This window comes from Variovorax sp. GW822-FHT04A09, assembly GCF_058801005.1.
The window spans coordinates 2,099,276-2,125,158 of the sequence record NZ_JBXAMV010000001.1; the positions used below are offsets into that span (position 1 = coordinate 2,099,276).

At 67.6% G+C, this 25,883-nt stretch carries 23 protein-coding genes and 1 pseudogene; 15 read left to right on the top strand and 9 right to left on the bottom strand.

Features of this window, described 5'->3' with window-relative positions; genetic code table 11:
* Position 1: 1 nt before the first annotated feature.
* A complete protein-coding gene (locus AC1RLW_RS09735) occupies positions 2-1,060 on the bottom strand; it encodes an ROK family protein (protein WP_095744592.1) in 1,059 nt (352 codons plus the stop codon).
* Positions 1,061-1,170: 110 nt separating this feature from the next.
* On the opposite strand from AC1RLW_RS09735, the gene AC1RLW_RS09740 reads away from it, so the two are divergent.
* Entirely contained in the window at positions 1,171-2,712 is a 1,542-nt protein-coding gene (locus AC1RLW_RS09740) for a glycine betaine ABC transporter substrate-binding protein (RefSeq protein WP_493192895.1), read from the top strand.
* Between the two features lie 319 nt (positions 2,713-3,031).
* Here the strand turns inward: AC1RLW_RS09740 and AC1RLW_RS09745 are convergent, their stop codons facing one another.
* The 8 genes from AC1RLW_RS09745 to AC1RLW_RS09780 all read right to left on the bottom strand — a co-directional run bounded on the left by AC1RLW_RS09745 (position 3,032) and on the right by AC1RLW_RS09780 (position 11,499).
* The gene (locus AC1RLW_RS09745; protein ID WP_493192896.1) at positions 3,032-4,468 is read right to left on the bottom strand and encodes an aldehyde dehydrogenase family protein; all 1,437 of its coding nucleotides are present in this window, start codon (positions 4,466-4,468) and stop codon (positions 3,032-3,034) included.
* A 53-nt stretch (positions 4,469-4,521) separates the two neighbouring features.
* Complete coding sequence (locus AC1RLW_RS09750) at positions 4,522-5,619, bottom strand: SMP-30/gluconolactonase/LRE family protein (RefSeq protein ID WP_493192897.1); 1,098 nt, start codon at positions 5,617-5,619, stop codon at positions 4,522-4,524.
* Between the two features lie 49 nt (positions 5,620-5,668).
* Entirely contained in the window at positions 5,669-7,030 is a 1,362-nt protein-coding gene (gene gudD, locus AC1RLW_RS09755; protein WP_493192898.1) for a glucarate dehydratase, read from the bottom strand.
* A gap of 16 nt (positions 7,031-7,046) precedes the next feature.
* The gene (locus AC1RLW_RS09760) at positions 7,047-8,036 is read right to left on the bottom strand and encodes a Bug family tripartite tricarboxylate transporter substrate binding protein (RefSeq protein WP_493192899.1); all 990 of its coding nucleotides are present in this window, start codon (positions 8,034-8,036) and stop codon (positions 7,047-7,049) included.
* 14 nt (positions 8,037-8,050) lie between these two features.
* Entirely contained in the window at positions 8,051-8,509 is a 459-nt protein-coding gene (locus AC1RLW_RS09765; RefSeq protein ID WP_493192900.1) for a nuclear transport factor 2 family protein, read from the bottom strand.
* Between the two features lie 52 nt (positions 8,510-8,561).
* A complete protein-coding gene (kdgD, locus tag AC1RLW_RS09770; protein WP_062470656.1) occupies positions 8,562-9,473 on the bottom strand; it encodes a 5-dehydro-4-deoxyglucarate dehydratase in 912 nt (303 codons plus the stop codon).
* A 52-nt stretch (positions 9,474-9,525) separates the two neighbouring features.
* The gene (locus AC1RLW_RS09775; protein WP_493192901.1) at positions 9,526-10,515 is read right to left on the bottom strand and encodes a Bug family tripartite tricarboxylate transporter substrate binding protein; all 990 of its coding nucleotides are present in this window, start codon (positions 10,513-10,515) and stop codon (positions 9,526-9,528) included.
* A gap of 123 nt (positions 10,516-10,638) precedes the next feature.
* A complete protein-coding gene (locus AC1RLW_RS09780; protein WP_095950680.1) occupies positions 10,639-11,499 on the bottom strand; it encodes a FadR/GntR family transcriptional regulator in 861 nt (286 codons plus the stop codon).
* Positions 11,500-11,609: 110 nt separating this feature from the next.
* On the opposite strand from AC1RLW_RS09780, the gene AC1RLW_RS09785 reads away from it, so the two are divergent.
* The 14 genes and pseudogenes from AC1RLW_RS09785 to dnaK all read left to right on the top strand — a co-directional run bounded on the left by AC1RLW_RS09785 (position 11,610) and on the right by dnaK (position 25,794).
* Entirely contained in the window at positions 11,610-12,434 is an 825-nt protein-coding gene (locus AC1RLW_RS09785; RefSeq protein WP_493192902.1) for an NAD-dependent epimerase/dehydratase family protein, read from the top strand.
* Positions 12,435-12,451: 17 nt separating this feature from the next.
* On the top strand, positions 12,452-13,342 hold the full coding sequence (locus AC1RLW_RS09790; RefSeq protein WP_493192903.1) for an SMP-30/gluconolactonase/LRE family protein: 891 nt from the start codon (positions 12,452-12,454) through the stop codon (positions 13,340-13,342).
* Positions 13,343-13,392: 50 nt separating this feature from the next.
* A complete protein-coding gene (locus AC1RLW_RS09795; RefSeq protein ID WP_070059672.1) occupies positions 13,393-14,370 on the top strand; it encodes a TRAP transporter substrate-binding protein in 978 nt (325 codons plus the stop codon).
* Between the two features lie 97 nt (positions 14,371-14,467).
* Positions 14,468-14,956: a TRAP transporter small permease gene (locus AC1RLW_RS09800; protein WP_062470671.1), complete on the top strand. Its 489-nt coding sequence runs from the start codon at positions 14,468-14,470 to the stop codon at positions 14,954-14,956.
* Positions 14,957-14,964: 8 nt separating this feature from the next.
* Entirely contained in the window at positions 14,965-16,260 is a 1,296-nt protein-coding gene (locus AC1RLW_RS09805; protein ID WP_493192904.1) for a TRAP transporter large permease, read from the top strand.
* Between the two features lie 22 nt (positions 16,261-16,282).
* Complete coding sequence (gene garD, locus AC1RLW_RS09810) at positions 16,283-17,854, top strand: galactarate dehydratase (RefSeq protein ID WP_493192905.1); 1,572 nt, start codon at positions 16,283-16,285, stop codon at positions 17,852-17,854.
* A gap of 26 nt (positions 17,855-17,880) precedes the next feature.
* A complete protein-coding gene (locus AC1RLW_RS09815) occupies positions 17,881-18,642 on the top strand; it encodes an SDR family NAD(P)-dependent oxidoreductase (RefSeq protein ID WP_447742878.1) in 762 nt (253 codons plus the stop codon).
* Positions 18,643-18,696: 54 nt separating this feature from the next.
* Positions 18,697-19,677, top strand: a complete 981-nt coding sequence (locus AC1RLW_RS09820; RefSeq protein WP_070059676.1) for a tripartite tricarboxylate transporter substrate binding protein — start codon at positions 18,697-18,699, stop codon at positions 19,675-19,677.
* A gap of 26 nt (positions 19,678-19,703) precedes the next feature.
* Positions 19,704-20,696 (top strand): Bug family tripartite tricarboxylate transporter substrate binding protein, encoded by a 993-nt coding sequence (locus AC1RLW_RS09825; RefSeq protein ID WP_493192906.1) that lies wholly within the window; start codon positions 19,704-19,706, stop codon positions 20,694-20,696.
* A 344-nt stretch (positions 20,697-21,040) separates the two neighbouring features.
* Positions 21,041-21,886 carry an archaetidylserine decarboxylase gene (gene asd, locus AC1RLW_RS09830; RefSeq protein ID WP_070059678.1) on the top strand — a complete coding sequence of 282 codons (846 nt, stop codon included), beginning with the start codon at positions 21,041-21,043 and terminating at the stop codon, positions 21,884-21,886.
* 189 nt (positions 21,887-22,075) lie between these two features.
* Positions 22,076-22,378: pseudogene (locus AC1RLW_RS09835) on the top strand (winged helix-turn-helix transcriptional regulator); the annotation flags it as partial.
* Positions 22,379-22,591: 213 nt separating this feature from the next.
* Positions 22,592-22,942 carry an FKBP-type peptidyl-prolyl cis-trans isomerase gene (locus AC1RLW_RS09840; RefSeq protein WP_019655816.1) on the top strand — a complete coding sequence of 117 codons (351 nt, stop codon included), beginning with the start codon at positions 22,592-22,594 and terminating at the stop codon, positions 22,940-22,942.
* Between the two features lie 224 nt (positions 22,943-23,166).
* Positions 23,167-23,739, top strand: coding sequence for a nucleotide exchange factor GrpE (gene grpE / locus AC1RLW_RS09845; RefSeq protein WP_159272622.1), 573 nt, complete (start codon positions 23,167-23,169; stop codon positions 23,737-23,739).
* Positions 23,740-23,853: 114 nt separating this feature from the next.
* Positions 23,854-25,794, top strand: coding sequence for a molecular chaperone DnaK (dnaK, locus tag AC1RLW_RS09850; RefSeq protein ID WP_493192907.1), 1,941 nt, complete (start codon positions 23,854-23,856; stop codon positions 25,792-25,794).
* The last annotated feature ends 89 nt before the right edge of the window (positions 25,795-25,883 follow it).

Below are 25,883 nucleotides of genomic sequence, written 5' to 3' on the forward strand. Positions count from 1 at the left end.
GTCAACGCCGGTTCGTGAAGCTGGCGTTGCCCAGCCCGGTGCCGATGGTCAGCACGCCCCAGTGGCGCACGTCGCGCATGAAGGGCAGCTCGCTCAGGCCCTGCACCACCGCGTCGTTGTGCATGAGCACCAGCGTCGCGCCCGAGCCGATGATCGGCAGGCGCCGCCACAGCGCGGCCGGCAGGTGGAAGGCCCGGCTCTCCCAGTCGCCCGGCAGGTTCTGCGCGCCGCGCGCGATCGAGCCGTCGGAGCGGATCAGCCCCGGACAGCCGATGCCGATGAAGGGCGCGAGCCGGATCTTGCGGCGCTCGGCGTAGACGACCATGTCCTCGAGCATGTCGGCGATGCGCTCGACCATGTGGCTGCGGTTAGGGCCGTCGTCGGCGTGGCGCCACTTTTCTCGCTTGACCACCTTGGCGCGCGAGAAGTCGGGCGCCTTGCGGTGGCGCGTCTTCACGATGCCGCAGCGCACGTTGGTGCCGCCGATGTCCACCGCCAGGATCGCGTCGTGCCCCTTCAGGAGCGGCGGCGGCGTCAGGTGCGCCCAGCCGATCAGCCCGCCGTCGTCCACGTTGTGCGACAGCCGGCCCAGCTGCACGTGCACGCCCAGGTCCTCGAGCATCGCGCCCGCCTCCAGGATCGCGCGCTCGCCCACGTCGCTCTCGGGAAAACCGCCGCCAACCACGATGCGCTGCACCTTGCGCCACGAGGGCTGGCGCACGAAGCGCTGGACCACGAAGGCGAGCTCTTCCGCGAACTCCTCGATGGCGCCATGCATCACGTCGCCGGCGGCCGTGGCGGTCTTTCCCTGCAGCGCGCGGTCGAGCTGCTTCTTGCTCAGGTCGCGCGAGTGGGCCGCGCCCAGCGGGTCGCGGCCGGTCTTGCGGCGCCGCTTGCGCCATCGCTCGAGCAGTTCGCGAAACGCCGTCTGGCTGGCCTGGTCGCCGACGAAGCCGTCCTTGTCGCGCAGCTGCAGGCTGTAGCCGTCCACGCGCAGGCCGGGCAGCTCGCGCAGGCCGTGGATGTCGGGACCGGGGGGCGCGTGCCTGGTTTTTTTCATGACGGCCACTATGGGCCGCCGCGCGGCCGTGGCGCATCGGCTTCGCGCACCACGGCGTGTAGGAGACGGACGGGTACGGCTGGCGCAGCGATGCCGATACACTGATCCGGATGCACCTGCCTCGCAGCTTCTGGCACCCCGCCCTGTGGCTTTTCGCGATGCTCTGGCTGGCCGCCGCCGCGCCCCGCGCGCAGGCCGCCGACGAGACGCTGCGCGTCGGCTCCAAGCGCTTCACCGAGTCGTACATCCTGGCCGAGGTGCTGGCGCAGACCGCCGCGCCGCACACCGCGTCGCCGCCCGTCGTGCGGCAGGGGCTGGGCAACACGGCCATCGTGTACGAGGCGCTGCGCTCGGGCGCCATCGACCTGTACGCCGAATACACCGGCACCATCGCGCTCGAGATCCTCAAGGGCTCGCCCGCCGACACGCGCGAGGCCATGAACGCCGCGCTCGCGCCGCTCGGGCTGGGCGTGGCGATTCCGCTGGGCTTCAACGACGGCTACGCGCTGGCTGTGCGCGCCGCCGATGCCGACAAGCTCGGGCTGCGCACGCTGAGCGACCTGGCCAAACACCCCGAACTGCGCATCGGGCTGTCGAACGAATTCATCGGCCGCGCCGACGGCTGGAAGGGCCTGGCTGCGCGCTACGGCTTCACGCAGACGCCGACCGGGCTCGACCACGGCCTGGCCTACGAGGCGATGACGGCCAAACAGATCGACGCCATCGACATCTACACCACCGACGCCAAGATCGACCACCTCGGCCTGCGCGTGCTCGTGGACGACAAGCAGTACTTTCCGCGCTACGACGCGGTGGTGCTCTACAAGCTCGACCTGCCCGCGCGGCTGCCGAAGGCCTGGGCCGCATTGCAGGCGCTCGAAGGCACGATCGACGAGCACGCGATGATCGCGATGAACGCGCGCGCCGAACTGCAGGGCGTGCGCTTCGACACGATCGCGCGCGACTTCCTGGCCGGCGCCACCAAAGACGGAAAGACGCCACCGAGCGCCGCGCGCGGCTTCACCGCCAAGCTCTTCGGCCCCGACCTCTGGCCGCTGGCGCGCCAGCACCTGCTGCTGGTGGCCGTGTCGGTCGGCGTGGCCATCCTCATCGGCGTGCCGCTCGCGATCCTCGTGTTTCCGCACCTGCGGCTGCGCGCCGTGGTGCTGGGCTTCGCGAGCGTGATGCAGACCGTGCCGTCACTGGCGCTGCTCGCGGTGCTGATCTCTTTGCTCGGCGCGATCGGCGCCCTGCCCGCGTTGATCGCGCTCACGCTGTATTCGCTGCTGCCGATCATGCGCAACACCGTGACCGGGCTGGCCGAAGTGCCGAATGGACTTCGGCTGGCCGGCACCGCGCTGGGCATGACGCCGCCGCAGAGCCTTCAGTTGGTGCTGCTGCCTCTTGCATTGCCCACGCTGCTGGCGGGCGTTCGCACCGCGACAGCCATTGCCATCGGCACGGCCACCATCGCGGCTTTCATCGGCGCGGGCGGTTTTGGCGAGCGCATCGTGACGGGGCTGGCGCTCAACGATCGCGAGCTGTTGATGGCGGGTGCGTTGCCGGCTGCTGCGATGGCGCTGATCAGTGAAGGGGTCTTCGAACTGATCGAATTTCTGATGCGTCGCAGCCGCAGGGCGCCCTTGGCCTGAGCTGTTCAGGGCGACGCTCACGCCGACGCGGTACCTTGCTCCGCGAATGTCCCCCGGGCTTCGCCCTCCTCCTTGATTTCGCTGCGCAAGGCACCGCATCGACGTGAGCGTGTTCAGTGCGGTCGTTGATGGGCTGCGCACCACCGCCGCTTCCCGTGCGCAGGACACTGGGTGCTTCCCGCAGCGAAATCAAGGAGGAGGCCGCAGGCCGGGGGACATTCGCGGAGGGAAGTACCCGGAGGCCTGCGCACGCGCCCCGAACCAAGCGGACATAAAAAAGCCCCCAAACAGGGGGCTTTCAACGAGACAAGAAGAAGCGTCAGGCCAACGTGTAAGCCGTCTTCACCGTCGTGAAGAACTCCTGCGCGTACTTGCCCTGCTCCCGCGGCCCATAGCTCGACCCCTTGCGGCCACCGAACGGCACGTGATAGTCCACCCCCGCCGTCGGCAGGTTCACCATCACCATCCCCGCCTGGCTGTGCCGCTTGAAGTGCGTCGCGTACTTCAGCGAGGTCGTCGCAATGCCGGCCGACAAACCGAACTCCGTGTCGTTCGCCGTCGCCAGTGCCTCTTCGTAGTTCTTCACACGGATCACGCTCGCCACCGGCCCGAACACTTCCTCGCGGTTGATGCGCATGTGCGCTGCGGATTCGCTGAACAGCGCAGGCGACATGTAGTAGCCGTCCGTCTCCAGCTTCAGCAGTTCGCCGCCGGCTGCCAGCGTGGCACCCTCGCCCTTGCCGATGGCGACGTATTCCATGTCCTGGTCGAGCTGCGACTTCGACGACACCGGCCCCACGTCGGTGCCCTGCGCGAGCGCATCGCCGACCTTGATCTTCGCCATGCGCGCCTTCATCGCCTCGATGAACTTCGGGTAGATGCCCTCGGTCACGATGAGGCGGCTCGACGCCGTGCAACGCTGGCCGGTCGAGTAGAACGCACTCTGCACGCTGAGCTCCACGGCCTGCGCGAGGTCGGCGTCGTCGAGCACCACCTGCGGGTTCTTGCCGCCCATTTCGAGCTGCACCTTCTTATGGTTGGTGACGCACTGGACCGCGATGTTGCGGCCCACGCCCACCGAGCCCGTGAAGCTGATCGCATGGATGCCGGGGTGGTTGACCAGCGCATCGCCGATCACGCTGCCGCGCCCCATCACGAGGTTGAACACGCCGGCCGGAATGCCCGAGCGGCTGATGATCTCGGCCAGCGCCCAGGCGCAGCCCGGCACGAGGTCGGCGGGCTTGAGCACCACGCAGTTGCCGAAGGCCAGCGCAGGCGCGATCTTCCAGGCGGGAATCGCGATGGGAAAGTTCCACGGCGTGATGAGCCCGACCACACCCACCGGCTCGCGCGTGATCTCCACGCCGATGTTCGGCCGCACCGACGGCAGCACCTCGCCCGACAGGCGCAGGCACTCGCCCGCGAAGAACTTGAAGATCTGCCCCGCGCGCGTGGCCTCGCCGATGCCTTCGGCCTTGGTCTTGCCTTCTTCGCGCGCCAGCAGCGTGCCCAGCTCTTCCTTGCGCGCGAGGATCTCGGTGCCGATCTTGTCGAGCGCGTCGGAGCGCGCCTGGATGCTGCCCGTCGCCCAGGCGGGGAAGGCGGCGGTGGCTGCTGCCACGGCCGCATCGACCTGGCCCTTGTCGCCCTGCGTGTACTGGCCCAGCACGTCGGCCAGGTTGCTGGGGTTGATGTTGGGGCTGTAGCTTTGGCCAGCCAGCCATTCGCCATTGATGAGGTTGTTGAACTCAGTCATCGTCGATGTCCTTGTGTGCGTGTTGCGGTGAGGAGGTTGGAAAAGTCCGACGGCTAGGTGGCGCCTTCGGACTCCACGTAGAGGGCGTACAGCGAATGGCTGGCCGCCATGTAGAGGCGATTGTTCTTGGGGCCGCCGAAGGTGAGGTTGGCACAGCGTTCGGGCAGGCGGATGAAACCGATGGGCTTGCCTTGCGCATTGAATATCTTGACGCCATCGAGGTCTTCGGACTTCGCCTGCGGCTGATAGACCTTCATGCCGTTGCCGGCATCGATGGGTTCGGGAGCGACGGCGCCGTTCCAGCCCCAGCCCATCCAGAGATTGCCGTCGCGGTCGACGCGAAAGCCATCGAGCGCCGCGGCGCCCGTGCCGTCGATGAGCTTCAGCTTGTTCGACACGCTGCCGTCGGCCGCCACGTCGTAGCTCCAGAGGCTGCGGTTGGGCGTGCCCTTCCACTCGACAACGTAGAGCTTTTTCTCGTCCGGCGAGAAGGCCAGGCCGTTCGGGTTCACGAGGTCGGTGATCACCGCCGAGAGCTGGCCGTCGGGAGTGAGGCGGTACACGTTGGTCGTCGCCTGCTCGGGCGCGGCCTTCTCGCCTTCCCACGTGCCCGAGATGCCGAAGAGCGGATCGGTGAACCACACGGTGTCGTCAGATTTCACGACCACGTCGTTCGGCGAGTTCAGGCGCTTGCCCTGGTAGCGGTCGGCCAGCACGGTCACGCGCCCGTCGGATTCGGTGCGCACCACGCGCCGCGTCACCGAGTGCTCGCAGCTGATGAGGCGGCCCTGCCGGTCGCGCGTGTTGCCGTTGCAGTAGCCGGCGTTCGCCTTGTGGACCTTGAACTCGCCGGTCTTCTCCTCGTAGCGCATCAGCCTGTTGTTCGGGATGTCGCTGCACACGAGGTAGCCCTCGCGCGGCAGGTACACCGGGCCCTCGGCCCAGCGCATGCCGGTGCCGACCTGCTCGAGCGTGCTGCTGTAGATGCGGTACTTCGCAAAGCTGGGGTCGAGGATCAGCACTGACGGGTCGGGATACCGCTGCTGCGGCTTGTAGGGAAACGACTGGGCGCCCGCGGCGGCGGCCACGGCGCCGAGTGCCGAGCCGGCAGCCGCTTGCAGCAGGCGACGGCGATCCATGTGCTTGTTCATTCGGTCTCCTGGGATGTTTCAGCCGTCAGCGCACGAAGGCACCGGGCGCTCAGCGGACCATGCAGGGGCGCTTGTTGTCGAAGGTCCAGTTCGGAATGAGGAACTGCATTGCCTGCGTATCGTTGCGTGCACCGAGGCCATGCTTCAGGTACAGCTGGTGCGCCTTCTCGACCTCGGCCATGTCGAGCTCGATGCCCAGGCCGCCGCGCGTGGGCACCTGCACGAGGCCGCCCTCGATCTGCAGCGGCGCCTTCGTGAGGCGCTGGCCGTCCTGCCAGATCCAGTGCGTGTCGATGGCCGTGACCTTGCCGGGCGCGGCGGCGGCCACGTGCGTGAACATCGCGAGTGACACGTCGAAGTGGTTGTTCGAATGCGAGCCCCAGGTCAGGCCCCAGGCCTGGCACAGCTGCGCCACGCGCACCGAGCCCTGCATCGTCCAGAAGTGCGGGTCGGCCAGCGGAATGTCGACCGACTGCAGCGAGAGGCTGTGCACCATCTCGCGCCAGTCGGTGGCGACCATGTTGGTGGCGGTGGGCAGGCCCGTGGCGCGGCGGAACTCGGCCATCACCTCGCGGCCCGAGAACACGCCTTCGGCACCGCACGGGTCTTCGGCATAGGCCATCACGCCGTGCAGGTCGCGGCACAGGCGGATGGCGTCGGCCAGCAGCCAGCCGCCGTTCGGGTCGAGCGTGACGCGCGCCTGCGGAAAGCGCGCGTGCAGCGCGCGGATCGCCTCGACTTCTTCCTCGCCGCGCAGCACGCCGCCCTTGAGCTTGAAGTCTGTGAAACCGTAGCGCGCATGCGTGGCCTCGGCCAGGCGCACGATGGCCTCGGGCGTCATCGCCTCTTCGTGGCGCAGGCGGAACCAGTCGTTGTCGGCGCCGGGGTCGGTCTCGTACGGCAGGTCGGTCTTCGTGCGGTCGCCCACGTAGAAGAGGTAGCCGAGCATCTGCACCGCATCGCGCTGCTGCCCTTCGCCGAGCAGCGCCGCCACGGGCACGCCCAGGTGCTGGCCCAGCAGGTCGAGCAGCGCGGCTTCGGCGGCGGTCACGGCATGGATGGTCACGCGCAGGTCGAAGGTCTGCAGGCCGCGCCCGCCGCTGTCGCGCGCGGCGAAGGCGCTGCGCATGCGGTTGAGTACGGCGTTGTGGTTGCCGATGGGCTGGCCCACGATGAGGTCGCGCGCGTCTTCGAGCGTCTGGCGGATCTTCTCGCCGCCCGGCACCTCGCCCACGCCGGTGTGGCCGGCGCTGTCGGTGAGGATCAGCAGGTTGCGCGTGAAGAACGGGCCGTGCGCGCCGCTGAGGTTCATCAGCATGCTGTCGTGGCCCGCGACGGGCACGACGCGCATGGCGGTGACGACGGGCGCGCCCGACACGACGGAGGAAGCAGCGGATTCAGGAGAGGTCATCTTCGGGCTCGGTGGCTCAGTCTGCGGTGATGTGGCGGGTGTCGATCAATGTCTTCCATCGCGCCCACTCGCGCAACTGGAAGGCGGTGAAGTCCTCGGGCGTGCTGGCGACGATTTCCAGGCCCTGGTCGAGCATGCGCTTCTTCGTCTCGGGGTCTTGCATCGCGGCGATGACCGCGTCGCTCAGCTTCTTCTTCGTGGCGGGCGGCAGGCCCTTGGGCGCGGCCATGCCCTGCCACGAATAGACCTCGGCGCCCTTCACGCCGGCCTCGGCGAGCGTGGGCACGTCGGGCAGCACGGGCGAGCGCTTGTCGCCGGTGACGGCCAGCGCGCGCAGCTTGCCGGCGCGGATGTGCGGCAGCACGGCGTTCACGTTCTGGAACGAGAAGTCGACCTGGTTGCCCAGCAGGTCGTTCACCGCCGGCGCGCCGCCCTTGTAGGGCACGTGCACGCCTTCGGTCTTCGATTGCTGCCAGAAGAGTTCAGCCGACAGGTGATCGGACGAGCCGTTGCCCGAGCTCGCGAACGAGACCTTGCCGGGCGTCTTGCGCAACAGCGCGAGCACGTCGGCCACGCTGCGCTCGGGCCGCGCGACATTCGCCACGAGCACGTTGGGCGCCTGCACGGGCACGCTGATGTAGTCGAAGTCCTTGGTGGCGTCGTAGGGCACGCTCTTTTGCAGGTGCGGCGTGACGACGAAGGCGCCGAGCGACGACACCAGCAGCGTGTAGCCGTCGGGCAGTGCGCGCCGCACGAAGCCGGTGCCGATGGTGCCGGTGGCACCGGGCCGGTTGTCGACGACGAAGCTGCCGCCGAGCTTGCCCTGCAGTTGCTGCGCCAATGCGCGCGCCACCATGTCGGTGGAGCCACCGGCGGGGAACGGCACGATGATCGTCACGGGCTTCTGCTGCGGCCATGCATCGGCCTGGGCCGAAGCGTGCAGCGGCGTCAGCAGCGCGGTGGCGGCGAGCGCGAAGCCCGTCGCCAGGAATTGCGTTCTCTTCATGCGCGGTGGTCCGATCAGGAAGGAAGGCGCACAGCCTGGCGCGCGAGCAGCTTCCACTCGCCGCCCTGCTTCTGCCAGACGCCAAGGATCTTCAGCGCGACCTTACCGGGCTTGCCCGAATCGTTGGTGTCGGCCGTGAGCGTGTGGCGCACGATGGCGGTGTTTCCGTCGACGACCTTGATGCTCTGGTCGGTGATCGCGATGGTCACGAAGTCCGACTTGCGGTCGAGCAGGTCGGCGATGAAGCTGGCCTGCGTGTCGACCTTGCCGCCCGAATGGCCGTAGCTCAGGTCGTCGGCCACCAGTGCGCGCAGCGCGGCGGGCGTCGGGTCGACCATGGCGACGCGCAGCCGCTCGGCGGCCGCCGCAACTGCGGGTTCGGCCGCTGCGCCGCTGCTGCTGCCACCGCTGGCGGCACAACCCGCGAACACGGCGGTCGCTGCGGCGGCGAGCAGGAATTTTCTGATGAGCATGTCGTTGTCTCCTGTTTGTTTTGTGGTGCGGTCGACTGCGATCAGTGCCGGCTTACTGCGGGCCGAGCGTGTCGATGAGCGCCTTCAGCGCGTCCATCTCGTCGGGCTTCAGGTCGGTCAGCGGCGCGCGCACGGGGCCGGCGTCGTGGCCGACGAGCTTGGCGCCCGCCTTCACGATGCTCACGGCATAGCCGGGCACGCGGTTGCGCAGCTCCAGGTAGGGCATGAAGAAGTTCTTCAGCAGACGGTGCTGCGTGGCCATGTCGTCGTTGGCAACCGCGTGATAGAAGTCCATCGCCGTCTTCGGGATGAAGTTGAAGACCGCCGACGAGTACACGGGCGTGCCCATCGCCTTGTAGGCCGCGGCATACACCTCGGCCGTGGGCAGGCCGCCCAGGTAGGCAAAGCGGTCGCCCATCTTCTGGAAGATCGCGACCATCGCCTCGATGTCGCCCACGCCGTCCTTGAAGCCCACGAGGTTCGGGTTGCGCTCGGCCAGGCGGGCGAGCGTGTCGGGCTTGAGGCGGCTCGAAGCGCGGTTGTAGACGATCACGCCGAACTTCACGCTCTTGCACACGGCCTCGACATGCGCGGCCAGGCCTTCCTGGCCGGCTTCGGTGAGGTAGTGCGGCAGCAGCAGGATGCCGTGCGCGCCGGCCTTCTCGGCCGCTTGCGCGCATTGGATGGCGAAGCGCGTCGGGCCGCCGGCGCCGGCAATGATCGGCACCACGCCGCGGCAGGTGTCGACCGCCGTCTGGATGATGCCGGGGTACTCGTCACCGGTCAGCGAGAAGAACTCGCCCGTGCCGCCCGCGGCGAACAGCGCGCTCGCGCCGTAGGGTGCCAGCCATTCGAGGCGCTCGATGTAGCCCTTCTTGTTGAAGTCGCCGTTGCTGTCGAAGTCGGTCAGCGGGAACGAGAGCAGGCCGGAGCCCATGATGGTCTTGAGTTCTTGCGGGTTCATCGGAAGTCGTCCAGTGAAAAATGAAAAAGGGAAATGAAGAAGAAGGGATCGCTCAATCGAGCTTGAGATTGGCCTGCTGGATCACCTGCGCCCAGCGCGCGCGCTCCTTGGCGAAGAACTGGTCCTGCTCGGGCGCGGTCATGGTCACGACCTCGGCGCCCTGCCCCGCAAGCCGCGCCCGGATGTCGGGCGTGCGGATGATGCGGACCAGTTCCTTGTTGAGCCGGGCGATCACCGCGTCAGGGGTGCCGCGTGCCGCGACCATGCCCTGCCATGTGCCCGACTCGTAGCCGGGAACGCCCTGCTCCGCGATGGTCGGCACGCTGCCGATCAGCGGCATGCGCGTCGACTTGGACACGGCGATGAGCTTGAGCTTGCCGCTCTGCACATGCGGGTACGTGGCCAACATGCCGTTCATGAGCACCTGCGTCTGGCCCGCGACGGTGTCGAGCACGGCCTGCACGCCGCCCTTGTAAGGCACGTACTCCCACTTGGCGCCGCTCTTGCGCTGCAGTTCGACGCCGGCCAAGTGCGCGGTGCTGCCGCTGGCGGTGACGGCGAAGTTGAGGTCGCTCTTCTTCGACAGTTCAACGAGCTCCTTCAGCGTGTTGGCCTGCACCGACGGGTGCACCACCAGCAGGTGCGGCGAGTAGGCCAGCATGGCCACGCTGCGCAGGTCCTTCGACGGATCGAACGGCAGCTTGGGGTACAGCGACGGGCTGATGACCAGCGCGCCGAGGTCGCACAGCATGAGCGTGTGGCCGTCGGCCGGCGCCTTGGCCAGCATGTCGGCGCCGAGGTTGCCGTTGGCGCCCGCGCGGTTCTCGATGACCACGGGCTGGCCCAGCGCCTCGGACAGCGGCTGGCCGATGGCGCGCGCAATGATGTCCGACGAGCCGCCCGGCGGGTACGGCACGATGAGACGGATGGGCTTGGAAGGCCAGGTGCCGCCCGCCCCTTGCGCGAACGCGTGCAAGGGCAGGCTGGCAGCCAGTGTGGTGGCGAGGGCGGCGCCGAGTGCGCCGCGTCGGTTGACGGTCATGGGGGCTGTCTCCTGAAGTTCGATGCAGGCATGCGGGGCCGCGATGGCGCCGCATGTTATCAGTCATCGTACAACTAGAAAATCAGCTTGTCCAGACTTGAGCCCCGAAAATCCGGGGCGAACTCAGCGCGAAGGGGTGTTGTCGGACGAGGCGGCGCCGTGGCCGGCCGCCTCCGCCCTGGCTTTCTGTTGTTGCGCGGCTTCCTGCGCCATGCGCAGCCGCTCGCGGCTGTTGGTCAGGTGGATGCGCATCGCGGCGCGCGCCGACTCGGGGTCGCGGCGCGCGATGGCCGCGTAGATTTCCTCGTGCTCGCGGTTCACGCGGCTCAGGTAGCTGCCGTCCTGCACGCGGATCGCGCTGATGCGCGTGCGCGGGATGATCGTCGTGCCCAGGTGCCGCATGATGTCGGCGAAGTAGGGGTTGCCGGTCGACTGCGCGATCTCCAGGTGGAAGGCGAAGTCGGGTCCCACGGTATCGCCGCCCACCTTGACGTTCTGCTCGAACGCGTCGAGCGCCTGGCGCATTGCCACCAACTGCTCGTCGGTGCGCCGGCTCGCGGCCAGCCCGGCGGATTCGGTCTCCAGGCTGATGCGCAGCTCGAGCACGGCGAGCACGTCGACCGAGGTCGCGATCTCGCCGGGATCGAGGCGGAACACGCCGCCCATGCCGCCCGGACGCGGCTGCAGCACGAAGGTGCCCACGCCGTGCAGCGTCTCGACCAGCCCGCCCGCCTGCAGCTTCGACAGCGCCTCGCGCACCACGGTGCGGCTCACGCCGTACGCCTGCATGATGGCCGACTCGGTGGGCAGCTTGTCGCCGGGGCGCAGCGACTGGCTGCGGATCTTCTCGCCCAGGTCTTCCACCAGCCCGTTCGCCAGGCCGCGCGCGCGCTGGCGCGGCCGCCCCACGAAAGCGGCGTTGCCCGCCGGGTTGTCAGCGGTCGTTGTCTGAACTTCGGGATTACCCGCAGTCGTTGAGGCCATGACGACGATCATAATCCCCTCACAGTTGTACGACAACAGATAACTTATCACCTAAAAAGCGGTGACGACGTTGTCCACCTCCTCCGCTTCCCCTCACACATCCCGAAGACATGTCGACGCCTGAAGCCCCCTCCCCCCAGCTTGGCCGCCTGCTGCTGACCGGCGCCGCCGGCGGCCTGGGCCGCGTGCTGCGCGAACGGCTCGCGCCTTTTGCGAACGTGATCCGCCTTTCCGACATCGCCGACATCGCACCGGCCACCGGCGCGCATGAAGAAGTCGTGCCCTGCGACCTGTCCGACAAGGCCGCGGTCGACGCGCTGGTGGCCGGCTGCGACGCCATCGCCCATTTCGGCGGCGTGTCGGTCGAGCGCCCGTTCGAAGAAGTGCTCGAAGCCAACATCAAGGGCGTGTTCAACCTGTACGAGGCCGCGCGCCGCCACGGCGTGAAGCGCGTGGTGTTCGCCAGCTCGAACCACGTGATCGGCTTCTACAAGCAGGACGAGCACATCGACGCGCACGCCGCGCGCCGGCCCGACGGCTACTACGGCCTGTCGAAGTCCTTCGGCGAGGACATGGCGCAGTTCTACTTCGACCGCTGGGGCATCGAGACGGTGAGCATCCGCATCGGCTCCTCGTTCCCCGAGCCGCTCAACCGCCGCATGATGAGCACCTGGCTCAGCTACCGCGACCTCACGGCGCTGATCCAGAAGTCGCTCTTCACGCCCGACGTGAAGCACACGGTGGTCTACGGCATGTCGGCCAACCGCGACCTGTGGTGGGACAACGCCGCCGCCGCGCACCTGGGCTTCGCGGCGCAAGACAGCTCCGAGGTGTTCCGCAATAAGGTCGAGGCGCAGCCGAAGGTGGCGCCCACCGATCCGAACGCCATCTACCAGGGCGGCGCCTTCACCGCACAAGGCCCGTTCGGCGACTGAACAGGCCGCACCACCGCATGCAAGCCGAACTCGTTCTCGACGCGCGCAACGGCACGGGCGAAAGCCCGGTGTGGCTGGCCGCGCAGCAGGCGCTGTACTGGGTCGACATTCCCGCACGCACGCTCAACCGCTGGCACGCCGCCGAAGGCCATGCGCAGTGGCGTGCCGATGAAATGATCGCCTGCATCGCACCGCGCGCCGACCGGCCCGGCGAATGGATCGCCGGCATGGAAAGCGGCCTGTTCTCGCTGCGCGAGCACATCGACGGTACGCTCGCAGCCACGCCACTCGCCCCGGTGGCGCACGCCGCGCCGGGCATGCGCTTCAACGACGGCCGCTGCGACCGGCAAGGCCGCTTCTGGGCCGGCACGATGTTGCTGGACATGGCCGCAGGCGCGCGCGTCGGCCGCCTGTATCGCCACGGCCCCGGCGACGACAGCGCAACGCTGCAGCTGGACGACCTGATCGTGCCCAACGGCCTGGCCTTCAGCCCCGACGGCCGCACGATGTACCTGTCGGACTCGCACCCGAGCGTGCAGGCCGTCTGGGCCTTCGACTACGACACCGACACCGGCACGCCGAGCAACCGCCGTCTCTTCGTCGACATGAATCCCCTGCCCGGCCGCCCCGACGGCGCGGCGATGGACGTCGACGGCTGCTACTGGATCTGCGGCAACGACGCCGGCCTGGTGCACCGCTTCACGCCCGACGGCCGGCTCGACCGCTCCCTCGCCGTGCCGGTGAAGAAACCCGCCATGTGCGCCTTCGGCGGCCCGACGCTCGACACGCTGTTCGTCACCTCGATCCGCCCCGGCGGCATCGACCTGTCGGACCAGCCGCTGGCCGGCGGCGTGTTCGCGCTGCGCCCCGGCGTGGCGGGCGTGCCGGAGCCGGCCTTCGGCGGCTGACCCTTTTCTTTTTCCTTTCATTCACGACAACCACCAAGAGGACGAGACAAATGAAGCTCTACAAGACACTCATCGCACTTGCTGCCGGCGCGGCGGCCGCGTTGACCACGCTGGCCGCCGGCGCCACCGAGTTCCGCTCGGCCGACATCCACCCCGACGACTACCCCACCGTGACCGCCGTGAAGTTCATGAGCGAACGGCTCAAGGCGCTGTCCGGGGGCAAGCACAGCATCAAGGTCTTCAACAACAGCGCGCTCGGCAACGAGAAGGACACGATCGAGCAGACCAAGATCGGCGCGCTGCAGATGGTGCGCGTGAACATCGCGCCCATGAACAACATCTGCCCCGAGACGCAGGTGCCGACCATGCCCTTCCTGTTCCGTTCGGTGGAGCACCTGCACAAGGTGCTCGACGGCCCGGTCGGCGAAGAAATCCTGAAGTCGTGCGAGAAGCAGGGCTTCGTGGGCCTGGCCTACTACGACAGTGGCGCGCGCTCGATGTTCACGGCCAAGAAGCCGGTGCGCAACTTCGCCGACATGAAGGGCCTGAAGGTGCGCGTGCAGCAGTCCGACCTGTGGGTGTCGATGCTCGAGGCCATGGGCGCCAACGCCACGCCGATGCCCATGGGCGAGGTCTACACGGGCCTGAAGACCGGTCTCATCGACGCCGCCGAAAACAACTACCCCACCTACGAAAGCGCGCGCGCCTTCGAGGTCGCCAAGTACTACAGCAAGACCGAGCACTCGATGGCGCCCGAGATGCTGCTGTTCTCCAAGCGCGCGTGGGACAAGCTCTCCGCCGAGGAGCAGGGCTGGCTGCGTCAGGCCGCCAAGGAATCGGTGCCCTACATGCGCAAGCAATGGCAGGAGCGTGAAGTGAAGTCGCTGGCCACGGTGAAGGCCGGCGGCGCCGAGATCATCGACGTCGACAAGGCCCCGTTCCAGGCCGCGATGAAGCCGGTGTACGACAAGTTCATCACGGACGCGAAGCTCAAGGACCTGGTCAAGCGCGTCCAGGACACGAAGTAAACAGGGCTCGCCCCCAGGCTTCGCGCACTTCGTGACCCTGCGCCCCCTGCCGGGAGCCACGAAGGGGCGGAGCCTCTCCATTTTTCGCGCTGGAAATATGTACACCAAACTTTGCCGCACGCTCGCCCGTGCCTGCATGTGGTTGGGCATCCTCGGTCTCGTCGCGGTGATCTGCGCCGTGAGCTGGCAGGTGTTCGGCCGCTACGTGCTCAACAACACCCCCACCTGGGCCGAGAGCCTCGCGCTGCTGCTGGTGCTCTACGTGACCATGCTGGGCGTGGCCGTGGGCGTGCGCGACGCGGGCCACATCGGACTCGAATCGTTCCTCGTGCTCGCGCCCGACTGGCTGCGCCTGAAGATGGAATACCTCATCCACGCGCTGATCCTGCTGTTCGGCCTGGCCATGGCCTGGAACTGCGCCTCGCTCGCCGAATCGGTGTGGGACTACCGCCTGCCCACGCTGTGGATTTCCGAAGGCTGGAAGTACGTGCCCGCCGCCGTGTCGGGCGTCCTCATCGTGATGTTCTCGATCGAACACATCATCGCGCTCGCTCAAGGCCGCGAAGTCGAACCCGCCTGGGGCTGAACCTCATCATGACGACCCCTCTTCTCATTCTTTGCCTCTCGTTCACGCTGTTCCTGCTGCTCGGCGTGCCGGTGGCGTTCTCGATCGGCCTGTCGGCCCTGGCCACGCTGCTGTACGAAGGCCTGCCGCTCGCAGTGGGCTTCCAGCAGATGACCTCGGGCATGGGCATCTTCTCGTTCCTGGCCATTCCCTTCTTCATCTTCGCCGGCGAGCTGATGCTCTACGGCGGCATCGCGGACCGCATCGTCAACTTTGCGCGCAATCTCGTGGGCCACGTGCGCGGCGGCCTGGGCATGTCGAACGTGGTGGCCTGCACCTTGTTCGGCGGCGTCTCGGGCTCGCCCGTGGCGGACGTCTCGGCCATGGGCGCCGTGATGATCCCGATGATGAAGAAGGAGGGCTACCACGCCGACTACGCGGTCAACGTGACGACGCACGCGGCCCTGGTCGGCGCGTTGATGCCCACCAGCCACAACCTCATCATTTACTCGCTCGCAGCGGGCGGCAAGGTGTCGATCGCGGCGCTGATCCTGGCGGCGCTGCTGCCGGCGGCCGTGCTCACGCTGAGCAACCTCGCGGCCGCCTACCTCGTGGCCGTGAAGCGCGGCTACCCGGCGGGCAGCTTCCCGGGCTGGGCCATCGTGGCGCGCTCGTTCGCGGCGGCGCTGCCGGGCCTGTTCATCGTGGTGCTGATCCTCGGCGGCATCCTGTCGGGCATCTTCACGGCGACCGAATCGGCGGCGGTGGCGGTGCTCTATGCGCTGGCGCTCACGATCTTCGTGTACCGCACGCTGAAGTGGGAGCACTTCATCAAGGCCGCCTCGAAGGCCGTGCGCACCACGGGCGTGATCCTGCTGCTCATCGGCATCTCGAGCACCTTCGGCTACCTCATCAGCCTGTACGGCGTGGCCCAGCTCACGGGCGAGCTGCTGTCGCAGGTGACCACCACGCCGTGGATGATCTTCCTGCTCATCAACATCATCCTGTTCGTGCTGGGCACCTTCCTGGACATGGCCGCGACCATCCTGCTGTGCACGCCGATCTTCCTGCCCATTGCACAGCAGTACGGCATGACCTCGGTGCAGTTCGGCGTGGTGATGCTCATCAACTGCGCGCTGGGCCTGAACACGCCGCCCGTGGGCACCACCCAGTTCGTCGGCTGTGCCATCGGCGGGGTGTCGGTGGGCACGGTGATGCGCACGATCTGGCCCTTCTACGGCGCGTTGATCTTCGCGCTCGGCGTGGTCACCTTCGTGCCGGCGTTTTCCACCTGGCTGCCCAGCCTGTTCATGGTGGTGAAGTAAAGAAAAGAGAAAGGGCCTCCCGATGGCCGATGCGAACACCCGACCGCCGCTGTACATCCGCATCCACGCGGCCGACAACGTCGCCATCGTCGCGAACGACGGTGGCCTGAAGGCCGGCACGGCCTTCGACGACGGCCTGGTGCTGGTCGACACCGTGCCCCAGGGCCACAAGGTGGCGCTCGTCGACCTGGCCGAAGGCGACGCCATCCGCCGCTACAACGTGGTGATCGGCTACGCGCTCAAGGCGCTGCCGCGCGGCAGCTGGGTGCACGAGCGCGTGATGCGCATGCCGGTCGCGCCCGAGCTCGACGGCCTGCCCATCGCGACCGTCAAGCCCCCTGCCCTGCCGCCGCTCGACGGCTACACCTTCGAGGGCTACCGCAACGCCGACGGCTCGGTGGGCACGCGCAACATCCTCGCGATCACGCAGACCGTGCAATGCGTGGCGGGCGTGACCGAGTTCGCCGTGCAGCGCATCAAGGCCGAGCTGCTGCCGAAGTACCCGCATGTGGACGACGTGGTGGCGCTCGAGCACAGCTACGGCTGCGGCGTCGCCATCGACGCGCCCGACGCCATCGTGCCGATCCGCACCCTGCGCAACATCAGCCTCAACCCCAACTTCGGCGGCGAGGTGATGGTCGTGAGCCTGGGCTGCGAGAAGCTGCAGCCCGAGCGGCTGCTGCCGCCCGGCACCATCCCCATCGCCGACCAGCGCGGTGCGCCCGCCGACGATCTCGACGTGGTCTGCCTGCAGGACGACGCGCACGTCGGCTTCATGTCGATGATCGATTCGGTGATGCGCCAGGCCGACGCGCACCTCGCGCGCCTGAACCAGCGCCGGCGCGAGACCGTGCCCGCGAGCGAACTCGTCGTGGGCGTGCAGTGCGGCGGCAGCGACGCCTTCTCGGGCGTCACCGCCAACCCGGCCGTGGGCTTTTGCACCGACCTGCTGGTGCGCGCGGGCGCCACCGTGATGTTCTCGGAAGTCACCGAGGTGCGCGACGGCATCGACCAGCTCACCTCGCGCGCGTCCACGCCCGAGGTGGCCGACGCCATGATCCGCGAGATGGCCTGGTACGACGCCTACCTCGACAAGGGCCGCGTCGACCGCAGCGCCAACACCACGCCGGGCAACAAGAAGGGCGGGCTGTCGAACATCGTCGAGAAGGCGATGGGCTCGATCGTCAAGTCGGGCTCGGCGCCGATCACCGGCGTGCTCGCGCCCGGCGAGAAACTGGCGCACAAGGGCCTGATCTACGCCGCCACGCCGGCCAGCGACTTCATCTGCGGCACGCTGCAGCTGGCGGCCGGCATGAACCTGCACGTGTTCACCACCGGCCGCGGCACGCCCTACGGGCTGGCCGAGGTGCCGGTGATCAAGGTCGCCACGCGCAGCGACCTGGCGCGCCGCTGGCACGACCTGATGGACGTGAACGCGGGCCGCATCGCCGACGGCGAGGCCAGCATCGAGGACATCGGCTGGGAGATGTTCCGCCTGATGCTCGAGGTGGCCAGCGGCCGCAAGAAGACCTGGGCCGAGCACTGGAAGCTGCACAACGCGCTGGTGCTGTTCAACCCGGCACCGGTCACCTGATCGAACCACCCTCACGGAGCACAGCCATGGAAGACCTCAAGGACAAGACCGCCCTCGTCACCGGCGCCAGCACCGGCATCGGCGCCGCGGTGGCCATCGCGTTCGCCGCGCGCGGCATGCGCGTGGCCGTGCACTACAACAGCTCGGCCGATGCGGCGACCCGCGTGGTCGACACCATCCGCGCCGCCGGCGGCACGGCCTTCGCGCTGCAGGCCGACGTGCGCGACACGGCTGCGATCCGCGCCTGCGTGCAAGAAACGACGGCGCAGTTCGGCCGCATCGACGTGCTGGTGAACAACGCCGGCAGCCTGGTCAAGCGCATGCCCATCGCCGAGTTCGACGATGCGCTGTTCGACGAGGTGATGCACATCAACGCGCGCTCGGTGCTGGCCTTCTGCCGCGAGGCCGTGCCGCAGATGCGCAAGCAAGGCAGCGGCGCCATCATCAACGTGACCTCGGTGGCCGCGCGCACCGGTGGCGGCCCCGGCGCCTACCTGTACGCGGGCGCCAAGGGCTTCGTGAGTACCGCGACACACGGCCTGGCACGGGAACTCGTGGGCGACCGCATCCGCGTGAACGCGGTCGCGCCGGGCGTGATCCAGACGCCGTTCCAGGACCGCTTCTCGACGCCCGCGATGCTCGAAACCTTCAGGACCGGCATCCCGATGGGGCGCCTGGGCACGGCCGACGAATGCGTGGGCGCCTTCCTGTACCTCGCCTCCGAGCAGCTCTCGGGCTACGTAACGGGACAGGTGCTCGAGGTGAACGGCGGGCAGTACATGCCCTGAGCCTGCGCCCTCCCCTGCGCCACACAACAGATCAACAACGGAGACAGAGACACCATGCAAAGAAGCCAGTTCGTCCGCGGCATTGCCGCCCTTTCGGCCACCGCCGCCCTCTCGCTCGGCCTGGCCGCGCCCGCCGCGGCACAAGCCAACGACTTCCCGAACCGCACCATCGAGCTGCTCGTGCCCTACCAGCCCGGCGGCGGCACCGACGGCCTGGCGCGCGCGTTCTCGGAGGCCAGCCGCAAGCACATCTCGCAGAGCATCGTGATCGTCAACCGCCCCGGCGCGGGCGGCGCCATCGGATGGACCGAGGTGATCAACGCCAAGCCCGACGGCTACAAGCTCGCCGTGCTCACGGTGGAGCTGCTCACGCTGCCGCACCTGGGCCTGGCCAAGTTCAACTACGACGACTTCCAGCCCATTGCGCAGCTCAACGCCGACCCGGCCGCGATCACCGTGAAGGCCGATGCACCGTGGAACACCATCGAAGAATTCCTCGCCGCCGCAAAGAAGTCGCCCGAGGGCATCCGCGTGGGCAACTCGGGCAACGGCTCGATCTGGCACCTGGCCGCCGCCGCGCTCGAAGACAAGACCGGCACCAAGTTCGGCCACATCCCGTTCCAGGGCGCCGCGCCCGCCGTGCTGGCGCTGCTGGGCGGCCACATCGAAGCGGTGGCCGTGAGCCCCGCCGAAGTCACGACGCACGTGCAGGGCGGCAAGCTCAAGGTGCTGATGGTGATGGCCGACAAGCGCGTGAAGGGCTTCGAGAAGATCCCGACCGCCAAGGAGCGCGGCATCGACCTGTCGATCGGCACGTGGCGCGGCCTGGGCGCGCCGAAGAACACGCCACCCGAAGTGATGGCCAAGCTGCGCGAGATCACCGCCAAGACCGCCGCCGAGCCGCTGATGCACGAGGTGATGGACAAGCAGAACCTGGGCTACGTCTACACCGACGGCGCGGTGTTCAAGGAAACGCTCGCCAAGGACAACGCCTACTTCAAGGCGCTGATCACCAAGCTCAACATCAAGCCGTGAGCGCGACACGACAAGGAAGCACGACCATGCAACGCCGCACACTCATCCAGTCCGCCCTCGCCGCCTCGCTGGCGGCGGCCCTGCCCGCCTTCGCGCAGGGTGGCAACACCTGGCCCACGGGCAAGGCCATCACCTACCTCGTGCCCTTCCCCGCGGGCGGCACCACCGACGTGCTGGGCCGCCTCATCGGGCAGAAGCTCGGCACCGTGCTGGGCACGAGCGTGATCATCGACAACAAGGGCGGCGCCGGCGGCAGCGTGGGCTCCGAGATCGGCGCGCGCGCCGCGCCCGACGGCTTCACGCTGGTAGGCGGCACGATCAGCTCGCACGCGATCAACGTGAGCCTGTACCCCAAGCTGGGCTACGACCCGCAGAAGTCGTTCGCGCCCGTGACGCTGATCGGCACTAACCCGGTCGTGCTGGTGGTGAACCAGGCCAGCCCGTACAAGACGTTGAAGGACGTGATCGCCGCGAGCAAGGCCAAGGCCGGTGGCCTCTCGTCGGCCTCGGCGGGCACGGGCACCTCGCAGCACCTGGCGCTGGAACTGCTGGGCTACAAGTCGGGCGTGAAGTTCACGCACATCCCGTACAAGGGCAGCGGCCCCGCGATCCAGGACGTGATCGGCGGACAGGTCGACATGATGTTCGACACCACCGTGGTCGCCGGCCCGCACATCCAGAGCGGCAAGCTGCGCGCCATCGCCGTGACCTCGGTCAAGCGCCTGGCCTCGATGCCCGACGTGCCGACGGTCGCCGAATCGGGCATCGAGGGGCTCAAGGATTTCGAGGTGGTGTCGTGGCAGGCGATCTTCGTGCCCGCGGGCACGCCGGCGCCCGTCGTCGACCGCCTGCACACCGAGATCCGCAAGATCCTCGCGACGCCCGAGATGCAGGACAAGCTCAAGGGCTTCGGGATGGAGCCCGCCGACCTCACGACCGCGCAGATCGCCGCCTTCCAGAAGACGGAAGTGGAGAAGTGGGCGCAGGTGATCAAGGCGGCGGGCATCAAGGCCGACTGACCTGCCCCCGAATCCGAATCCGACTGCCTCCACACCCGACAAGCGCCTGGTGAGCGGTGTGGTGCGGGCGGCCCCTCTGTGCCGCCGAGGCGCGCAGCGTTTCGCGGATCAGGGCTCGCAGCTGTTTGAGCGCAGCGAGTTCTGCGAGACCCCGCGAAACGCGAGCACCGCAGGGCAGCCGCGAAGCGGCCGGCACAGTGGGGCCGCCCGCGCCGCACCGCCCGCCGGGCGCGTGCCTGCAAAGGTCAAGGACCAGCAAGGAACCAAGGGAAGCTTCCTACGCCCCCAAGAAGAAGCGCTTTATAGAATGCCCGTCCGATTCCGCATTCCAGGCCTTCCACAACGTGTCCGATCGCTCCGCAGTTCTGCCCCAATACCTGTTCCCCAAGCAGGCCCTGACCAATTTCGCCGGCTGGGTCGCAGGCAAGGAACGAGGCGCGGTCACCACCTGGATCATTCGCCGCTTCGTTGCCAAGTACAACGTCGACATGGGCGAAGCGCTCGAGTCCGACATCCATCACTACAAGAGCTTCAACCAGTTCTTCACGCGCGCCCTCAAGCCCGGCATGCGCCCGCTCGCGCAGGCCGACCTCGTGTGCCCCGTGGACGGCGCCATCAGCCAGTTCGGCGCCATCGAGGGCGACCAGATCTTCCAGGCCAAGGGCCACAACTACACGACCACCGCGCTGGTCGGCGGCGATGCCGCGCTGGCCGCCAAGTTCGCGCACGGCAGCTTTGCCACGCTGTACCTGAGCCCCAAGGACTACCACCGCATCCACATGCCCTGCGACGGGCGGCTGGTGCGCATGATCCACGTGCCCGGCGACCTCTTCTCGGTCAACCCGACCACCGCGCGCGGCGTGCCCGGCCTGTTCGCGCGCAACGAACGCGTGGTGTGCGTCTTCGAATCGGCCAACGGCCCCTTCGTGCTCGTGCTCGTGGGCGCCACCATCGTCGGCAGCATGGCCACCGTGTGGCACGGCGTGGTCAACCCGCCGCGCGTGGGCGAACTGCGCGAGTGGCACTACAACGACCAGCAGATCGACATCAAGAAGGGCGACGAGATGGGCCGGTTCTTGCTGGGCTCGACCGTCGTCATGCTGTTCCCGGCGCCCGCGCTGGCCTTCAACCCGGACTGGTCGCCCACCCGCGCGATCCGCCTGGGCGAAGCCATGGCCAACTACGCCTGATTTGTGAAGCTTTGTCTCGAAACCCGCATGCTGCATGCCTGTACAGCTATAAAACCAGTAGCATCCTGATCCTTCGCGCTATAGTCGTCGGCCAGCCAGACGGTCCATGACGACCAATCACAAACAAGAGTGCGCCGCCCCGGCCCGCCCCCGGCCGACGGTCCGCCCAGCTTCGAGGAGATGATGTCGATGAGTACCAAGGAAAACGCAGCCATCAGCCAGTTGCTCGCCCTGCTCGAAGCCCGCTATGCGCTGCGTGTGCTGTGGGCCCTGCGCGACGGCCACGCCCAGACCTTCCGGCTGCTGCAGGACAGCGTCGGCGGCATCACTCCCAACACCCTCAACACCCGCATCAAGGAGCTGCGCGAAGCCGGCGTCGTGAGCCACGGCAGCGACGGCTACTGCCTCACGCTGAGCGGGCAGGACCTGCTCAAGCGCCTGTCCGACCTGCAGGCCTTCGCCGCCAAGTGGCAGTTGGGGCAGAGCAAGAAGGCCGCGGGGCCGGCCGCCGCGCAGCCTGCATCGGCCGAGGCATCCTCGCCCGTGGCGGCTGCTGCGCCGGCGCCGTCCGCCCCCGACGCGGCACCACCCGCAACCGCGCCGCCCGGCTCCGACAGCCAGGGCTGAAGCGGGGGCCCGCCGGGCCTCGGTAAACTCCGCGCCTCCGATTCCTCTCCCATTTCATCGACGCAAGGAGCGTTTCCCATGCCCACCACCCCCTCCGGCCTGCAATACGAAGACACCGAAGTCGGCACCGGCGCCGAAGCCAAGGCCGGCCACCACGTGCACGTGCACTACACGGGCTGGCTCTACAACGACGGCGTGCAAGGCGCCAAGTTCGACTCCAGCCGCGACCGCAACGACCCCTTCGCGTTCTCGCTGGGCGCCGGCCAGGTCATCAAGGGCTGGGACGAAGGCGTCGCCGGCATGAAGATCGGCGGCAAGCGCACGCTGATCATCCCCGCCTCGCTGGGCTACGGTGCCCGCGGCGCCGGCGGCGTGATCCCCCCGAACGCCACCCTGAAGTTCGACGTCGAACTCCTCGACGCGCATTAAGGGCTCGCCCCCAGGCTGCGCGGCACTTCGTGTCCGCTTCGCCAACCCCCTACCGGGGGCGACACCTGCGGCCCGGCGAAGCCGGTTCCGCGGTGTCTCTCGCGAAAGCCACTTCGCACCCCTCTTGCGGCCGCTTTGGCCGCATTTTTACGCTTGAAAAGCCCTAGAGCAGCCCCAAGTGGCTGGCTGTGTTTGTTTTCCGGCGCACGCCGGTTCTTTGAAAAATGTCTGACCCGCAACAATCCGCACAGAATTCTCAAATGCTGCAAGGCGAGCCCAGTCCCGAAGAACTGGAGGCCGCGCAAGCCGCCAACGAAGCCGAGGCGCTCGACGCCCTAGCCGTGGCGCAAGGCGAACTGGCTGCCCTTCAGACCAAGAATGCCGAACTGGCCGACCAGTACCTGCGCGCCCAGGCCGACGTGCAGAACGCCCGCCGCCGCGCCGACGACGAGATCACCAAGGCCCGCAAGTTCGCGGTCGAAGCCTTTGCCGAGAGCCTGCTGCCGGTGACCGACAGCCTCGAAGCCGGCCTGGCCATCAAGGACGCCACGCCCGAGCAGATCCGCGAAGGCGCCGAGGCCACGCTGCGCCAGCTCAAGAGCGCCCTCGAACGCAACAAGGTGATCGAAGTGGCCCCCGCTGCCGGCGACAAGTTCGACCCGCACCTGCATCAGGCCATCTCGATGGTGCCCGCCGACCAGGACGCCAACACCGTGGTGGGCCTGCTGCAAAAGGGCTACACGATCAACGAGCGCGTGCTGCGCCCGGCGCTGGTCACCGTGGCCGCCCCGAAGTAAATCGGCACTGCCCCACAAGATTCCCACAGGAAATCCCCGCGTCGTCCCTTGAATCGCACCGGGTTATCCACAAGTTCATAACAACATATTTTTCCGAATTTCAGGAGTAAGAACATGGCAAAGATCATCGGCATCGACCTCGGCACCACCAACTCGTGCGTGTCGATCATGGAAGGCAACACCACGCGTGTGATCGAGAACTCGGAAGGTGCGCGCACCACGCCGTCGATCGTCGCGTACCAGGAAGACGGTGAAGTCTTGGTCGGTGCCTCGGCCAAGCGCCAGGCCGTCACCAACCCCAAGAACACGCTGTACGCGATCAAGCGCCTGATCGGCCGCAAGTTCGAGGAAAAGGAAGTCCAGAAGGACATCGACCTGATGCCCTACACCATCGCCAAGGCCGACAACGGCGACGCATGGGTGGAAGTGCGCGGCAAGAAGATGGCCCCGCAGCAGGTCAGCGCCGACATCCTGCGCAAGATGAAGAAGACCGCCGAAGACTACCTCGGCGAAGCCGTGACCGAAGCCGTGATCACGGTGCCGGCCTACTTCAACGACGCACAGCGCCAAGCCACCAAGGACGCCGGCCGCATCGCGGGCCTGGACGTCAAGCGCATCATCAACGAGCCCACCGCTGCTGCCCTGGCCTTCGGCCTGGACAAGCAGGACAAGGCCGACCGCAAGATCGCCGTGTATGACCTGGGCGGCGGCACCTTCGACGTGTCGATCATCGAGATCGCGGACGTCGACGGCGAGAAGCAGTTCGAAGTGCTGTCGACCAACGGCGACACCTTCCTGGGCGGCGAAGACTTCGACCAGCGCATCATCGACTACATTATCGGCGAGTTCAAAAAGGAACAAGGCGTCGACCTGAGCAAGGACGTGTTGGCCCTGCAGCGCCTGAAGGAAGCCGCTGAAAAGGCCAAGATCGAGCTGTCGAACAGCGCGCAGACCGACATCAACCTGCCGTACATCACGGCCGATGCCACCGGTCCGAAGCACCTGAACATCAAGCTCACCCGCGCCAAGCTGGAAAGCCTGGTCGACGAGCTGGTCGAGCGCACCATCGCGCCCTGCCGCCTGGCCATCAAGGACGCCGGCATCAGCGTGAGCGACATCAACGACGTGATCCTGGTCGGCGGCATGACCCGCATGCCCAAGGTGCAGGAAAAGGTGAAGGCCTTCTTCGGCAAGGAACCACGCAAGGACGTGAATCCCGACGAAGCCGTGGCTGTCGGCGCCGCCATCCAGGGCCAGGTGCTCTCGGGCGACCGCAAGGACGTGCTGCTGCTCGACGTGACCCCGCTGTCGCTGGGCATCGAGACCATGGGTGGCGTGATGACCAAGATGATCACGAAGAACACCACGATCCCGACGAAGTTCGCACAGACCTTCTCGACCGCCGAGGACAACCAGCCGGCCGTGACCATCAAGGTGTTCCAGGGCGAGCGCGAGATCGCCTCGGGCAACAAGCTGCTGGGCGAGTTCAACCTGGAAGGCATTCCGCCGGCATCGCGCGGCACGCCGCAGATCGAGGTGAGCTTCGACATCGACGCCAACGGCATCCTGCACGTGGGCGCCAAGGACAAGGGCACCGGCAAGGAAAACAAGATCACCATCAAGGCGAACTCGGGCTTGAGCGAAGACGAGATCCAGAAGATGGTCAAGGACGCCGAGCTCAACGCCGACGAAGACAAGAAGAAGCTCGAGATCGTGCAGGCGCGCAACCAGGGCGAAGCCATGGTGCACAGCGTGAAGAAGTCGCTCGGCGAGCATGGCGCCAGCCTCGAAGCCGCCGAGAAGGATGCGATCGAAGCCGCGATCAAGGACCTGGAAGAAGCCCTCAAGGGTGAAGACAAGGCCGTGATCGAGGAAAAGACCAACACGCTGATGACCGCGAGCCAGAAGCTCGGCGAAAAGATGTATGCCGAATCGCAGGCCGCCGCGGCCAGCGCCTCGGCCGCCAGCGGCCCGGCAGGCGCGGAAGCTGCGGCGCATGCCCAGGCTGACGACAACGTGGTCGACGCCGAAGTCAAGGAAGTGAAGAAGGGCTGATCCCCTGCCCTTCTAACAAGGCTGGAACACCTGAACAGGTGCTCCAGCCTTTCTCGCTTCCAGTTCCCCGACGAGTTCCCGCCGCCCGA